Origin of the sequence: Rhizobium sp. NPDC092011 (assembly GCF_044756305.1) — a bacterium.
Taxonomy (GTDB): Bacteria; Pseudomonadota; Alphaproteobacteria; order Rhizobiales; family Rhizobiaceae; genus Rhizobium.
This window is the reverse complement of the sequence record NZ_JBIVSO010000005.1, coordinates 254540-268763: the sequence shown is the minus strand read 5'-3', so window position 1 is coordinate 268763 and position 14224 is coordinate 254540. Positions and strand designations below refer to the sequence as shown.

Here is a 14224-nt window from a genome sequence, read left to right as displayed (position 1 = left end):
ACACATGGTCGCCCTCTTCATACATGGTGAACGATGCACTAACAAGTGCTTTACGACGGGTAACAAAATATGCTTGCCTAAACGTTAAGCATCCCCTTAGGCCGCGCTTTTCTGCGGGTCATCCGGGTCTATACCATAGTCTTTCAACTTACGATAGAGAGTTGAGCGCCCGATTCCCAACTTCCGTGCGACCTGACTCATCTGTCCCCGATAGAATTTCAGGGCGAATCGGATCAATTCTTCCTCCACATCCGCAAGTTTTCGTACATCTCCCGATGTATTCGTGCTGACAATGACATTGTCGGAAGCACCCGATAGCGCGTCGCCGGCGGAATGCGGAGAGGTTGCAGCCATCTCGGATGGGACCACCCGCATGCTGCGTTCCATTCGCTCTTCCGTTGCAGTTTCTCCGGCCTGAACGTGGGAATTATCCACAACTAAGGTCGGATGCTCGCCGGTGAAATAGCCGGGCAGTTGTGCAGCGATCTGCGGAAAATCGGTATCCAGCAGCTCCGGCCCTTCCGAAAGAACGACCGCCCGGAACACGGCATTTTCGAGCTGGCGGATATTGCCCGGCCAGTCATAGGCCGTCAGCAGGGCAAGTGCGCCGTTGCTGATGGAGAGCGAATAGTCGAGTTTCTGCTCAATTGCGAAACGATCAGCGAAGGCGCGCGCCAGATGAGGAATATCCTCCTTGCGGCGGCGCAGAGCGGGCATGGTGATCGGGAAGACGTTCAGGCGGTAATAGAGGTCCTCGCGGAACCGGCCGGCCTTGACCTCTTCGATCAGGTCCTTGTTGGTGGCGGAAATCAGGCGAACATTGACCTTCTGCGCGACCCGCGCGCCGACCGTCTCGATCTCTCCCTGCTGCACCGCGCGCAACAGCTTGACCTGTACTTCCAGCGGCAGATCGCCGATCTCGTCGAGGAACAGAGTGCCGCCGTCGGCCTCCATGAATTTACCGACATGGCGCTCGGCCGCACCGGTGAATGCACCCTTCTCGTGTCCGAAGAGAATGCTTTCGACCAGATTGTGCGGGATCGCACCGCAGTTCACGGTGACGAAGGGCTTGCCGGCGCGATCGCTGGCAGCCTGGATGGCGCGAGCGACTAGCTCCTTGCCGACACCGGATTCGCCTTCCAGCACGACGGGGATGTTCGATTGCGCCGCGCGATGGGCAAGATCGAGCACGCGCATCATCGCCGGGCTTGCCGAGACGATATCGTCGAAGGTGATGGCGCTGGAACGCGACTTGCGTCCGGCGCGGGCCTTCGCCTCACGCTGGTCGAGCTTGAGCGCATTGGCGATGGACGCAGCTATGCGTTCCGGCGATACCGGCTTGACGACGAAATCGAAGGCGCCGGCCCGCATGGCCTGCACCACGGTGTCGATACCGCCCTGCCCCGTCTGCACGATCACAGGCAGGTCGATGCCCATGTCGTTCAGCGCACCCAGAAACTCGATGCCGTTCATTTCCGGCATCATGAGATCGAGCACGATCACATTGATCTGCTCGCTGTTACGCTTCAGAACTTCAAGGCCGAAACGGCCATTCTCTGCCAAATGGGCCACGTGTCCGTGCCGCTCGATGGCATTTTTCAGCAGGCGACGTTGAATCGGATCATCCTCAACAACGAGAACCTGCGCGCCAGCCTTGGCGCCATTATAAACGGTCATTGGTGCCTCACTTCATGCGAAACCTGACGCAAACACTCGCAGAAAGGCTTGAACATGAAGTTTTGCCAAATCATCGCATTTTAATCATTGTGACGAATGTATCCTGGCCTATGATTCAACCCGCCGGTGCAGGAAAATCAGGCCTTGCGGCAGGCTTTCCAGCCGAATAGACACGAACGAACCGGACGTTCCGAAATAATAAAGCAGAGGAAATATCGCCCATGAGCCCGACCTCGCTCCATCGAGCCCTTAACTTCTCCGCGACCCCAGCTGCAGGAAGCGGCGCGCTTGGAGACCTGCCGGCCTGGAAGCTCAGCGACCTCTATCCGTCGGCGAATTCGCCGGAATTCATGGGCGATATGGAAAAGGCCGGGAAGCTCGCCGTTGCCTTCGAGGAAAAGTGGAAGGGCAAGCTTGCCGACGCCGCTGGCAAGACCGGCGAGGCAGGCATCGGCGCAGCCCTTAAGGAGTATGAGGCACTCGACGACATCATGGGCCGTCTCGGCTCCTTCGCCGGGCTCACCTATTTTTCCAACACCAGCGATCCCGCCAACGGCAAACTCTATGGCGACGTGCAGACGCGGCTGACGGATTACGCGTCCCACCTGCTGTTCTTCTCGCTGGAACTCAACCGCATCGATGACGCCGTCATGGACGCCTGCATGGCGAACGATCCGGCTGCCGGCCACTATCGCCCCTGGATCGTCGACCTGCGCAAGGACAAGCCGCATCAGCTCGACGACAAGCTTGAGCAGCTGTTCCTCGAGAAGTCCATGACCAGTGCCGCCGCCTTCAACCGGTTGTTCGACGAGACGATGGCCGAACTGCGCTTCGAAATCGACGGCGAGAAGCATCCGCTGGAAGTCGCCTTGAACATGTTGCAGGAAAAGGATCCGGAAGCACGTCGCAAGGCCGCCATGGCACTTGCCGAAACCTTCAAGGCCAATCTGCGCACCTTCACGCTGATCACCAACACGCTCGCCAAGGACAAGGAAATCTCCGACCGCTGGCGCGGGTTCGAAGACATCGCCGATAGCAGGCATCTGGCAAACCGCGTCGAGCGTGAAGTGGTGGACGCGCTGGCCGCCGCCGTTCGCGAGGCCTATCCGCGTCTTTCGCACCGCTATTACAAGATGAAGGCCAAGTGGCTCGGCATGGACCAGATGAATTTCTGGGACCGCAACGCGCCGCTGCCGGAAACGCCCAATGCTTTGATCCCCTGGAACGATGCGAAGGAGACGGTGCTATCAGCCTATGGCAACTTCGCGCCGGAAATGGCCGATATCGCCAAGCGCTTCTTCGATGAAGAATGGATCGACGCGCCGGTTCGCCCCGGCAAGGCGCCGGGCGCGTTTGCGCATCCGACCGTACCATCAGCCCATCCCTATGTGCTCGTCAACTATATGGGCAAGCCGCGCGATGTCATGACGCTCGCCCATGAGCTTGGCCATGGCGTGCATCAGGTCCTGGCCGGCGGCCAGGGCGCCCTGATGTGCCAGACGCCGCTGACATTAGCTGAAACTGCCTCCGTCTTCGGCGAGATGCTGACCTTCCGCGCCCTCCTCGACAAGACCACCGACAAGCGCGAGCGCAAGGCCATGCTTGCCCAGAAGGTTGAGGACATGATCAATACGGTCGTGCGCCAGATCGCCTTCTACGAATTCGAGCGCAAGGTGCACACCGCCCGCAAGAACGGCGAGCTGACGGCGGATGACATCAACGCATTGTGGCTGTCCGTGCAGACCGACAGCCTCGGACCGGCGATCAAGATATCCGAGGGCTACGAGACCTACTGGGCCTACATCCCCCACTTCATCCACTCGCCCTTCTATGTCTACGCCTACGCCTTCGGCGATTGCCTGGTAAACTCGCTCTATGCGGTCTACCGCAATGCCGAGAAGGGCTTCCAGGAGAAGTATTTCGAGCTTCTGAAGGCCGGCGGCACCAAGCATCATTCGGAGCTTCTGAAGCCCTTCGGCCTCGATGCGACCGATCCGTCGTTCTGGAGCAAGGGACTGTCGATGATCGAAGGGCTAATCGACGAGCTGGAAGCGCTAGATAAGACTGCATGACAAAGATCGGCAAAGAATTGCGCCATGGCCGACGCCCGACCCTACGTCCTCTTCAGGGACGACAGCACAGGACAATTGATGATCTTTGCCGAACCGGCCGAGATCATTACCGCTCAAACATGCGCTGAATTCTTCGATGCATTGGATCGGATGGAGAAGGCCAGGCAGCAGGGAAAATGGCTGGCGGGCTACATGGCCTATGAAGCCGGTTATCTGTTCGAAGAAAAGCTGGCCGCGTTTATCGAGGAGAATCGGGAAACGCCGCTGCTGTGTTTCGGCGTCTTCGATGCGCCGGCAGCAAACGATCACCCGTTGGGCCAAACGATGCAACGTCGGGAGAATCAAGAATTCCTGACGGAGCCGAAAGCCGCCTGGGATTTCCCGACATATAAAGAGAGGTTCGACAGCCTGCACGAACATCTTCGGCTGGGAGACTGCTATCAGGCAAACCTCACCATGCCGATTGAGGCCCGCTGGAATGGTGATGCGCGGGCCGCCTTCTGGTCGCTGATCGAACGGCAGCCTGTGAAATACGGCGCACTCGTTGATCTCGGCGGCCCGATTATCCTCTCGCGTTCGCCGGAGCTTTTCTTCCGGACAGATGAGGAAGGCTGGATTGAGACGCACCCTATGAAGGGCACGGCCAAACGCGGCGCGAATGCTGCCGAAGACGAAGCGATCATCGCCGCGATGCTGGCCGACGAGAAGACGCAAGCCGAAAACCGCATGATCGTCGATCTCCTGCGCAACGATATCTCCCGCGTCACGGAGGTCGGCACGCTCGATGTGCCCAAGCTGTTCGAGATCGAGACCTATCCGACCCTGCACCAGATGGTGAGCCATGTGCAGGCGAAGCTGCTGTCGGGCATGACCATTCGAGACCTTTTCGCCGCGCTCTTCCCCTGCGGCTCGATCACCGGCGCGCCGAAAATGCGGGCGATGGAAATCCTGCATGGGCTGGAGGACAGTCCCCGCGATGCCTATTGCGGCGCGATCGGCATGATTTCCCCGACTGGCGCCATGCGTTTTTCGGTGGCGATCCGCACGATCACGCTTTTCGAAGACGGCCGCGCGGTGTTCAATGTCGGCGGAGGCATCGTCTTCGATTCGACGGCGGAAGCGGAATACGAGGAATGCCTCCTTAAGGCGCGCTTCGCCGTGGGGGACCGATGGATCGACCGGTAGAGGACTTTTGCCTGATCGAGACGCTGCGCTACGAGCCGGAAACCGGCTTCGTCCGCCTGCGCCTGCATCTTGCACGCCTACAGCGCTCCGCACGCCGCCTTGGCTTCCCGGCTCCGAAAAATGCGCTCGCCAAACTGGAAGAAGCCGTTGCCAATGCTTCCACACCCCTGAGGGTGAGGTTGACGCTGGACCCCAACGGACAGGCGGATGTCACGACAGCGCCCTTCTCAGCCCTGCCGCCCGAGACGATATGGCGCGTCCGCATTGCCGCAACCCGGCTCGATTCCGCCGACAAGCTGTTGCGCGTCAAGACCACGCGTCGCGCCGTCTACGAAGAGGCACGCGCCGAATATCGGCCCGACGAGGCGGACGAAGTGCTGCTCCTCAACGAGAAGAGCGAGGTTTGCGAAGGCACCATCACGTCTGTCTTCGTCGAGGATGGTCCCGACACTCTTCGCACCCCGCCCATTTCCTCTGGCCTACTTGCCGGCGTGTTGCGCACGGAGCTGATCTGCCAACGCAAGGCCCGTGTCGGCCGTATCCGGCTAGACGACCTGAAAGATCGCCCCCTTTACGTCGGAAACTCCCTGCGCGGCCTGATCCGCGCGCAACTTCTATGGAATTGATTGATGTTCATCCTCTCGCTCACTTACCTCAAGAGCAATGACGAAGCCGACAAGCATATGGAGCCGCATATGGCCTGGGTGAAGGAAGGATATGCCAAGGGCTGGTTCCTCGCATCCGGTCGCAAGGTTCCACGCACGGGCGGCGTCATCTTCGCGCGTGGCGAACGCGCCGAACTGGAAGCCCATGTCGCGGCCGACCCCTTCACCATCCACGGAATCGCCGCTTACGAGGTTCAGGAAATTGCCCTCACCACCGTCATCGACGGGCTGGAAACCCTGAAGGCGTAACTGACGGCGGACCGAGATCAACAGCCGATTCCTGATATCTCAGCGAAAACCACCCTTGAAGGCAACAAACTCGTCGCATATGGCGTGTATGTTGGCGCCGACTTGACTTTGTCCGGCTAACTCTGAACAGCTCTTTATTGTGACATCAAATTATGATTAGAGCCGCTCACCTCGCGTTTTCGCGCAAACTCTGATTGAATTTCGTGAACCGAACGGCGTCCTGCCTTTCGAAGGAGAAAAGAATGACGAAACACAACTATCCGGTATATGCCGAAATTACCGGTCCGATCGTAATGATCGGCTTTGGCTCCATCGGTCGCGGCACGCTGCCGCTGATCGAGCGCCATTTCAAATTCGACAAGAGCCGGATGGTCGTCATCGACCCGCGTGAAGAACCAGCCGATATGGAAATCCTGGCGAAGCACGGTGTCCGTCATATCAAGGAACACGTCACCAAGGACAACTACAAGGAGCTGCTCAAGCCGCTCCTGACGGAAGGCGGCGGCCAGGGCTTCTGCGTCAACCTCTCGGTTGATACCGGCTCGCTCGACCTGGTGAAGCTGTGCCGCAAGCTCGACGTGCTCTACATCGACACCGTCGTTGAACCCTGGCTCGGCTTCTATTTCGACAAGAGCCTCAACAACGCCGACCGCACCAACTACGCTCTGCGCGAAACCATGCGCAAGGAAAAGGCGAAGAACCCGGGCGGCACGACAGCCGTTTCCACCTGCGGCGCCAATCCGGGCATGGTCTCCTGGTTCGTCAAGCAGGCGCTCGTCAATCTGGCCAAGGATCTCGGCCTGAAGTTCGAAGAGCCGGATCAGCACGACCGCGAAGGTTGGGCCAAGCTGATGAAGAAGGTCGGCGTCAAGGGCATTCACATTGCCGAACGCGACACCCAGCGCACCAAGCATCCGAAGCCGCTCAACGTCTTCTGGAACACCTGGTCGGTGGAAGGCTTCATCTCCGAAGGCCTGCAGCCGGCTGAACTCGGCTGGGGCACCCATGAAAACTGGATGCCGAAGAACGCCAAGAAGCACAAGAAGGGCAACAAGGCGGCGATCTACCTCGAGCAGCCGGGCGCCAATACCCGCGTCCGCACCTGGTGCCCGACGCCTGGTCCGCAATACGGCTTCCTTGTCACGCACAACGAGTCGATCTCGATTGCCGACTTCTTCACTGTCCGTGACAAGGATGGCGAAGTTACCTTCCGCCCGACCTGCCACTATGCGTACCATCCCGCCAACGACGCCGTGCTCTCGCTGCACGAAATGTTCGGCAATGGCGGCACCGCACAGCCGGTTCACCACGTTCTCAATGAGGACGAGCTGGAAGACGGCATCGACGAACTCGGCGTGCTGCTCTACGGCCATGACAAGAACGCCTACTGGTACGGCTCGCGCCTGTCTCTCGAAGAGACCCGCCGCATCGCTCCTTACCAGAACGCGACCGGCCTGCAGGTAACCTCTGCAGTTCTCGCCGGCATGGTCTGGGCGCTCGAAAACCCAACGGCCGGCATCGTCGAAGCCGACGAGATCGACTACAAGCGCTGCCTCGAAGTGCAGCTGCCTTATCTCGGCCCGGTTGAAGGTCACTATACCGACTGGACCCCGCTCGACGGCCGTCCGGGCCTGTTCCCGGAAGACATCGACACGAAGGATCCCTGGCAGTTCAAGAACATCCTCGTTCGCTGATAGGAATAGCATTCGCGATGCGAAATGCTGGAATGCCCGCACAGATCGTGCGGGCATTTTTGTTACGCAAGCGGGATAAATCAAGCAGTTGCCTTCTGAAGCCTTGCTTTAACCCAATAGCCGCGCCATCTTTCTCACAACCGATACGACACCACTCCGCCCTTCATCGCGGGAGACCTTTATGAAGCTCAGAACCACCATTTCCCTCGTTGCTGTCGCAGCAGCCCTGTCCGCCTGCGTCGATTTCGGTGGATCGAGACCGCCGCCGATGACGATGAGCCCGGGCGCACAGCCGCGGACAAACTCGGTGGAAGGCAGCTGGGCCGATTCAAACGGCCTGAATTCGACGTTCAACGCCGGCCGGTTCGAAACGCACACGACCGACGGCACGAACCAGCAGATGGCTTCAGGAACCTACACGACCGATCCTTCCGGCGTGATCCAGATCAACCTCTACTCGAACATCAAGCGCACCAGCTCCAAGGTGAATTGCTTCATGGCGAACCCAGGCCAGCTGAACTGCACCTCCGAGACGGGCGGGCACTTCTCTCTCAATCGCCAGGGCTGAGCGGGTAGAACCGGATGGATAGGACGCCATGCGCAGCATGACAGTTCTTTATCTGGCTCTCATTGCGGCATTGCCCCTCGCCCTTATGGCGGTGGTATTTCCCGTCAACACCTACAGGGCGCAGGGTATCGACGCGCTCGATTGCGATGGGCCCATCAGCATCCTCATTTTCGCGCTTCCAGCCCTGCTGATCTATGGCGCCGGCGCGATCCTGCTTTATCGGGATCGCAGTCGGCGCTTCCATTTTGCGGTGGCCTTGTGCTGTCTGCTCCTCTTCATCTCCGTCGGTTGGAATGCCGCATTGGCAGTCCGTGAATCCTATGGAAGCGCTCCCATCGAAGCCTGCACCTGACGTGACCATCGCGCTCCGTCGCTTTGTAAAATCCTAAAGAAGCCAACAGCTTTCGCTTGCGCTCGCTCCGCCATGATGAAAACATTCGCATGGGGGACCGCTGCGGGTTGTGCGCGGGCCGATTGCAAAGACGAACAGGAGAGATAGATGAAGCAGCCCTTCGGAGTGGGTCTTTTGGCCGCCGCGGTTTTGGCGCTCAGCACTAGCGCCGCCTTCGCGGACTATCAGCTCAACATCCTGCACTTCAACGATTTCCATTCGCGCGTGGAATCGATCAACAAGTTCGACGCAACCTGCTCGGCAGCAGAGGAAGCCAAGAATGAATGCTTCGGAGGCGCCGCCCGGTTGAAGGCTGCAATCGACCATCGCCGCGCCGCCCTTGCCGGCCAGAATGTCGTCGTGCTCGATGCCGGCGACAATTTCCAGGGCTCGTTATTCTACACGACGTACAAAGGCGCGGCCGAAGTCGAATTCCTCAACGATATGAAGATCGACGCCATGACCGTCGGCAATCATGAGTTCGACGATGGCGAAGGTCCGCTTGCCGCCTTCCTCGACAAGGCGCAGTTCCCGGTCGTGACGGCCAATCTGGTGATCGACGACCAGTCGAAGCTCGGCAACCGGATCAAGAAGTCGATCGTCCTCGACATCGGTGGCCAGAAGATCGGCATCGTCGGCGCGGTGACGACCGAAACACCAGAACTCGCCTCTCCCGGCCCGCATGTGAAGATCACCGACGATGCGGCCGCCATCAGCGCCGAGGTGGACGCGCTGAAATCGCAGGGCGTCAACAAGATCATCGCGCTGACTCATGTCGGCTATCCCCGCGATGTCGAGAAGATCGCCAAGATCGCCGGCGTCAGCGTCGTCGTCGGCGGCCATTCGCATACGCTGCTGTCAAACACGGATCCGAAAGCAGCCGGCCCCTATCCGACCATGGTCGACAACCCGGCGGGCTATAAGGTCCCTGTCGTTCAGGCCGCCTCCTACAGCAAATATCTCGGCGATCTCGTCGTCACCTTCGATGACAACGGCGCGGTCAAGGAGGCCAAGGGCGATCCGATCCTGCTCGACGCCTCGATCAAGCCCGACCCGACGATCCTCGCCCGCGTGCAGGAGATGGCCAAGCCGATCGAAGAATTACGCAAGAAGGTCATCGGCAATTCGCAGGGGCCAATAGAGGGTGCGCGCGAAATCTGCCGCGTCCAGGAATGCCCGATGGGCAATCTCGTCGCCGACGCCATGCTCGATCGCACCAAGGCACAGGGCATCAGCATCGCCATCCAGAACGGTGGTGGCCTGCGGGCCTCCATCGCTGCCGGCGATGTCAGCATGGGCGACGTTCTGACCGTGCTGCCCTTCCAGAACACGGTCGCGACCTTCCAGCTCACCGGCGCCGATGTGAAGGCGGCGCTTGAAAACGGCCTCAGCCAGATCGACGACGGTGCCGGCCGGTTCCCGCAGGTTGCCGGTCTCAAATACAGCTTCGACAAATCGAAGCCGGCAGGCAGCCGTCTCGTCTCGGTCGAAGTGCAGGAAGGCACAGAATTCAAGCCGATCGATCCTGAAAAGACTTACGGCGTCGTCAGCAACAACTACATGCGGGCCGGCGGCGACGGTTACACGGTCTTCGCCAAGGACGCAAAGAATGCCTATGACTTCGGCCCGAATCTGGAATCGGTGGTCGCCGACTATCTTGCTGCCCACAATCCCTACAAGCCGTACACGGATGGCCGCGTGACGCAGGTCGCTGCAGCGCCAGCCGCCCAGCCCGAACCGGCAAAGCCCGTCGATACCAAGCCGCAGGCTGCGACTGAGCAAAAGCCGGCACCGGCTGCCGCCGAAAACACCGCCACTCCGCCGGCTACGACGGCACCGGCCACCTCTGCTCCTTCCGTGACCGCTCCGAGCACGACGATGCCGGCAAATCCGACGCCGGCGCCAGCCGCTCCGGCAAAAGCGGATCCGGTCAAAACGGATCCGGTAAAGTCGGCGCCTGCCACGTCAGCCCCTGCTGCCGAAACCCCGACCGCTGTTCCACCGGCAGCTGCGGAGCCCGCAGCAATCGCGCCGAAGGCTGCCGTCAACGAGCAGCCGAAGACCCCGGCAACGCATGTCATCGTCGCCGGCGATACGCTCTGGGATCTCGCCAAAGCCTACTATGGCAGTGCCAAGCAATGGCGCAAACTTCTGGCCGCCAATCGCAATATCAAGCCCCATCATCTGCCTGTCGGCGAAAAGTTGAGAATTCCGGCCAAGTAAGACGATTTGTCTCGCATCAACCAGCCGGTCCGGGCTTCCCCGGACCGGTTTTTGTTCCTATGTGAAGTGCTCCGTATCCTGAGAGGAATTCAACCGATGCCAGCAAACCCGACAACGCTTCCGTCCGATCACCCAAGCGTGAAATACGGCAAGGTTGGCGTGCTGCTCATCAACCTCGGCACACCCGATGGCACCGACTATTCCTCGATGCGCCGCTACCTGCGCGAATTCCTGACCGACCGCCGCGTCATCGAATGGTCGCGCTGGAAATGGTATCCGATCCTCTTCGGCATCGTGCTCAATACCCGGCCGCAGAAAGTCGGCAAGGCGTACGAGACCATCTGGAACAAGGACAAGAACGAAAGCTATCTGCGCACCTACACGCGCAACCAGTCAGACCTGATGGCCGAGCGCCTGCGCGATCTGCCGAACGTCAAGGTTGATTGGGCGATGCGCTACGGCCAACCCTCGATCGCCGATCGCATCCAGGCGTTGAAGGATGACGGCTGCGAGCGCATCGTGCTCTTTCCCCTCTACCCGCAATATGCGGCGGCAACGACGGCGACCGTCAACGACAAAGCGTTCGAAAAACTGGCGACGATGCGCTGGCAGCCGGCCGTCCGCACCGTCCCGCAATATCACGACGACGAAACCTACATCGAAGCGCTTGCCAATTCGGTGACCCGACACCTCTCGACGCTGGACTGGCAGCCCGAAAAGATCCTCGCCTCTTTCCACGGCATACCGATGTCCTACTTCAAGCTGGGCGACCCCTATTACTGTTTCTGTCAAAAGACCGGCCGCTTGCTGCGCGAAAAGCTCGGCCTTTCAGAAGACCAGTTCATGGTCACCTTCCAGTCCCGCTTCGGCCCGGAGGAGTGGCTGCAGCCCTACACGGACAAGACGGTGGAACAGCTTGCCAAGAACGGCACAAAGCGCATTGCCGTGCTCAATCCCGGTTTCGTCTCGGATTGTCTGGAAACGCTGGAGGAGATCGCCGAGCAGGCAGCCGAATCCTTCCACCACAATGGCGGCGAGAAATTCACCCATATCCCCTGTCTCAACGACACCGGGGACGGCATGAACGTACTGGAGAAAGTCGTACGGCGGGAACTGCTCGGCTGGGCTTGATCGGTCGCCGGGCTAAAGCGCGTCGCGATCTCCAAGATTCGCCTCGCGCGCTTTAGCCGCTCGATTCTGAACATGTCGTGCAAAACCGCACTCGCTTTGCACGACATGCGCCGATCCCGGCCACCACTTCACTGCAGCTGCGGCTTCTTGAGGAAGCTGCGTCGATCGGCGGATTTTATGCGCAGCCAAGTCTCACGGCCGTTGCGCAAGACCCGCACCGGAATTTCGGCGCCCGCAGGCCCGCTCTCCCATATCTTGCGGTAGAAATCGGCAAGCCCATCCACCTCCGCATCGCGGATCTCCGAGATGACATCGCCGCGGCGCAGTCCCGCCTTGGCTGCGGGACCACCCTCGGTCACGCTCATGACGACGACCTCGCCATTGCTTTCCGCAGAGAAGGCGCCCAGCCATGGCCGCGGCGGCTTGTTGACCTGACCGCGCTTGACGAGATCGTCGAGAATGGGCAGCAGCAGATTGATGGGCACGACCATATTGATGTCGGCCCCCTCTCCGTTCTGGGTCGCCATCTGCAGATGCAGCGAGCCGACACCGATAAGCTTGCCGTCTTCGTCCACCAAAGCGGCGCCGCCCCAGGAAGGATGCGCCGGCGCGACGAAGATTGCCTCGTCGAGCAGATACTCCCAATAGCCCGCGAACTCCTGCTTGGCGACGATCTTCGCCTCTACGAACTGGCCGATACCGTCGGCGATGACAACGGGATCGCCGATCTCCGCCTTGTCGGCGTCGCCGAATTCAAGCGCCGGCACGTCCAGTGGGCCCAGCGCCTGCAACAGACCGAATCCCGTCTCCTGATCGTAGGCAAGTGCATGCGCCGGCACAACACGACCGCTATTCGTCGTCAGCCAGACTTCCTCCGCTTCCGTGATGAGATAGCCGATCGTCAACACCAGCCCGTTCCCCCGGATGACGACGCCATTGCCTTCCCTGCGGGTGCCGAGCGTCGCCGCCGTGAAGGCGTCTTCCGGAATTGAGGCATGAACGGCCACGACCGACCGTAAGGTCCTATCCATATTCATTGTTTCACCCTGACGATGCGCTATGGCTGGGCCCGAAAGTTTACGTGTCAGCGGGGCCGAAGAACTTACCAATAAGGTATGAATATCAATCGTCAGGCGCAAGAGCCGGATCGCGAATGATTGATCATCTCCTCGCGCACGAAAGAACCGAAGAGGTGTTGTAGCACCCCATTCCTCCCTTGCCGAGAACGTGCTAACCCACCACATCTGATTGAGCTGCCATTTCGCGTATGCGACCGAAGCGGTAACGACATGGCGGCGCTTTTTTGTCGGACGCAAGATCCGCATCGCGGACAAGCGCCAAGGAGGAATTCAATGGTAGTCGGTGGGTTCAGCATCGTCGTGGTTGCCCTGGTGATCTTGGTCATCCTGGTGCTGTTTGCAGGGATCAAGACCGTGCCGCAGGGCTATCGTTATACAATCCAGCGCTTCGGCCGCTATATTCGCACCTTGGAGCCCGGACTCAATCTCATCGTGCCCTTCATCGAAACGATCGGCGTGCGCATGAACGTGATGGAACAGGTGCTGGCCGTGCCGACACAGGAAGTCATCACGAAGGACAATGCCAGCGTCTCCGCCGACGCGGTCGCCTTTTTCCAGGTACTCAACGCGGCGCAGGCTGCCTATCAGATCACCAATCTCGAAAGCGCGATTCTCAACCTCACAAAGACCAACATTCGCTCGGTCATGGGTTCGATGGATCTGGACGAACTTCTGTCCAACCGCGACGCTATCAACGAGCGGCTGCTGCGCGTGGTCGACGAGGCGGTCGAGCCCTGGGGTATCAAGGTGACGCGCGTCGAAATCAAGGACATTCAGCCGCCGAAGGATCTCGTTGACGCCATGGGCCGGCAGATGAAGGCCGAGCGCGAAAAGCGCGCCCAGATTCTTGAGGCAGAAGGCTTGCGTGCTGCGCAGATCCTGCGCGCCGAAGGTGCAAAACAGTCGGCCGTGCTGCAGGCGGAAGGCCAGCGCGAGGCTGCTTTCCGCAATGCCGAGGCCCGCGAACGCCTTGCGGAAGCCGAAGCCAAGGCCACCCGCATGGTGTCCGAGGCCATCGCCGAAGGCAATGTGCAGGCGATCAACTACTTCGTCGCACAAAAATACACGGAGGCCCTGACCTCGATCGGCTCGGCCAACAATTCCAAGATCGTTCTGATGCCGATGGAGGCAAGCTCCCTCATCGGTTCGCTCGGCGGTATCGGCGCCATCGCCCGCGAAGTCTTCGGCGACAATGGCGACGGCAATGGAGCGCCGCAGCCTCCGCGGCCGCGCTCGGGACCCGTACGTACCACACCTTCCGTCAACCCGCTGATATCAAGGGAGACCTGA

The 14224-nt window shown here is 60.0% G+C and carries 11 protein-coding genes and 2 pseudogenes; 10 read left to right on the top strand and 3 right to left on the bottom strand.

The window, feature by feature from the left end; all coding sequences use genetic code 11:
* Positions 1–96 precede the first annotated feature (96 nt).
* A pseudogene (locus ACIQJ2_RS22400) lies at positions 97–318 on the bottom strand (helix-turn-helix domain-containing protein); the annotation flags it as partial.
* Positions 319–425: 107 nt separating this feature from the next.
* A pseudogene (locus tag ACIQJ2_RS22395) lies at positions 426–1677 on the bottom strand (sigma-54-dependent transcriptional regulator); the annotation flags it as partial.
* Positions 1678–1898: 221 nt separating this feature from the next.
* Here ACIQJ2_RS22395 and ACIQJ2_RS22390 point away from each other — a divergent pair.
* The 9 genes from ACIQJ2_RS22390 to hemH all read left to right on the top strand — a co-directional run bounded on the left by ACIQJ2_RS22390 (position 1899) and on the right by hemH (position 11855).
* Positions 1899–3749, top strand: a complete 1851-nt coding sequence (locus ACIQJ2_RS22390) for a M3 family oligoendopeptidase (RefSeq protein WP_400671921.1) — start codon at positions 1899–1901, stop codon at positions 3747–3749.
* A 24-nt stretch (positions 3750–3773) separates the two neighbouring features.
* Positions 3774–4934, top strand: a complete 1161-nt coding sequence (locus ACIQJ2_RS22385; RefSeq protein ID WP_199147535.1) for an aminodeoxychorismate synthase component I — start codon at positions 3774–3776, stop codon at positions 4932–4934.
* The gene (locus tag ACIQJ2_RS22380; RefSeq protein ID WP_400671925.1) at positions 4919–5560 is read left to right on the top strand and encodes an aminotransferase class IV family protein; all 642 of its coding nucleotides are present in this window, start codon (positions 4919–4921) and stop codon (positions 5558–5560) included. Before ACIQJ2_RS22385 ends, ACIQJ2_RS22380 begins: the two co-directional genes overlap by 16 nt.
* 3 nt (positions 5561–5563) lie before the next feature.
* On the top strand, positions 5564–5848 hold the full coding sequence (locus ACIQJ2_RS22375; RefSeq protein WP_199147539.1) for a YciI family protein: 285 nt from the start codon (positions 5564–5566) through the stop codon (positions 5846–5848).
* Between the two features lie 242 nt (positions 5849–6090).
* Entirely contained in the window at positions 6091–7542 is a 1452-nt protein-coding gene (locus ACIQJ2_RS22370; RefSeq protein ID WP_400746593.1) for a homospermidine synthase, read from the top strand.
* Between the two features lie 181 nt (positions 7543–7723).
* The gene (locus tag ACIQJ2_RS22365) at positions 7724–8110 is read left to right on the top strand and encodes a hypothetical protein (RefSeq protein ID WP_199147543.1); all 387 of its coding nucleotides are present in this window, start codon (positions 7724–7726) and stop codon (positions 8108–8110) included.
* Between the two features lie 28 nt (positions 8111–8138).
* Complete coding sequence (locus ACIQJ2_RS22360) at positions 8139–8462, top strand: hypothetical protein (protein ID WP_400671932.1); 324 nt, start codon at positions 8139–8141, stop codon at positions 8460–8462.
* 147 nt (positions 8463–8609) lie between these two features.
* On the top strand, positions 8610–10724 hold the full coding sequence (locus tag ACIQJ2_RS22355) for a 5'-nucleotidase C-terminal domain-containing protein (protein WP_400671935.1): 2115 nt from the start codon (positions 8610–8612) through the stop codon (positions 10722–10724).
* Between the two features lie 96 nt (positions 10725–10820).
* On the top strand, positions 10821–11855 hold the full coding sequence (gene hemH, locus ACIQJ2_RS22350; RefSeq protein WP_400671937.1) for a ferrochelatase: 1035 nt from the start codon (positions 10821–10823) through the stop codon (positions 11853–11855).
* 128 nt (positions 11856–11983) lie between these two features.
* On the opposite strand, the gene ACIQJ2_RS22345 is transcribed toward hemH, so the two are convergent.
* Positions 11984–12892 (bottom strand): S1C family serine protease, encoded by a 909-nt coding sequence (locus ACIQJ2_RS22345; RefSeq protein WP_199147551.1) that lies wholly within the window; start codon positions 12890–12892, stop codon positions 11984–11986.
* Between the two features lie 315 nt (positions 12893–13207).
* On the opposite strand from ACIQJ2_RS22345, the gene ACIQJ2_RS22340 reads away from it, so the two are divergent.
* Positions 13208–14224: an SPFH domain-containing protein gene (locus ACIQJ2_RS22340; RefSeq protein WP_199147553.1), complete on the top strand. Its 1017-nt coding sequence runs from the start codon at positions 13208–13210 to the stop codon at positions 14222–14224.

Coding starts and splice junctions, on each gene's coding strand:
- ACIQJ2_RS22390 (WP_400671921.1), top strand. CDS start 1,899: ATGAGCCCGACCTCGCTCCATCGAGCCCTTAACTTCTCCGCGACCCCA.
- ACIQJ2_RS22385 (WP_199147535.1), top strand. CDS start 3,774: ATGGCCGACGCCCGACCCTACGTCCTCTTCAGGGACGACAGCACAGGA.
- ACIQJ2_RS22380 (WP_400671925.1), top strand. CDS start 4,919: ATGGATCGACCGGTAGAGGACTTTTGCCTGATCGAGACGCTGCGCTAC.
- ACIQJ2_RS22375 (WP_199147539.1), top strand. CDS start 5,564: ATGTTCATCCTCTCGCTCACTTACCTCAAGAGCAATGACGAAGCCGAC.
- ACIQJ2_RS22370 (WP_400746593.1), top strand. CDS start 6,091: ATGACGAAACACAACTATCCGGTATATGCCGAAATTACCGGTCCGATC.
- ACIQJ2_RS22365 (WP_199147543.1), top strand. CDS start 7,724: ATGAAGCTCAGAACCACCATTTCCCTCGTTGCTGTCGCAGCAGCCCTG.
- ACIQJ2_RS22360 (WP_400671932.1), top strand. CDS start 8,139: ATGCGCAGCATGACAGTTCTTTATCTGGCTCTCATTGCGGCATTGCCC.
- ACIQJ2_RS22355 (WP_400671935.1), top strand. CDS start 8,610: ATGAAGCAGCCCTTCGGAGTGGGTCTTTTGGCCGCCGCGGTTTTGGCG.
- hemH (WP_400671937.1), top strand. CDS start 10,821: ATGCCAGCAAACCCGACAACGCTTCCGTCCGATCACCCAAGCGTGAAA.
- ACIQJ2_RS22345 (WP_199147551.1), bottom strand. CDS start 12,892: ATGAATATGGATAGGACCTTACGGTCGGTCGTGGCCGTTCATGCCTCA.
- ACIQJ2_RS22340 (WP_199147553.1), top strand. CDS start 13,208: ATGGTAGTCGGTGGGTTCAGCATCGTCGTGGTTGCCCTGGTGATCTTG.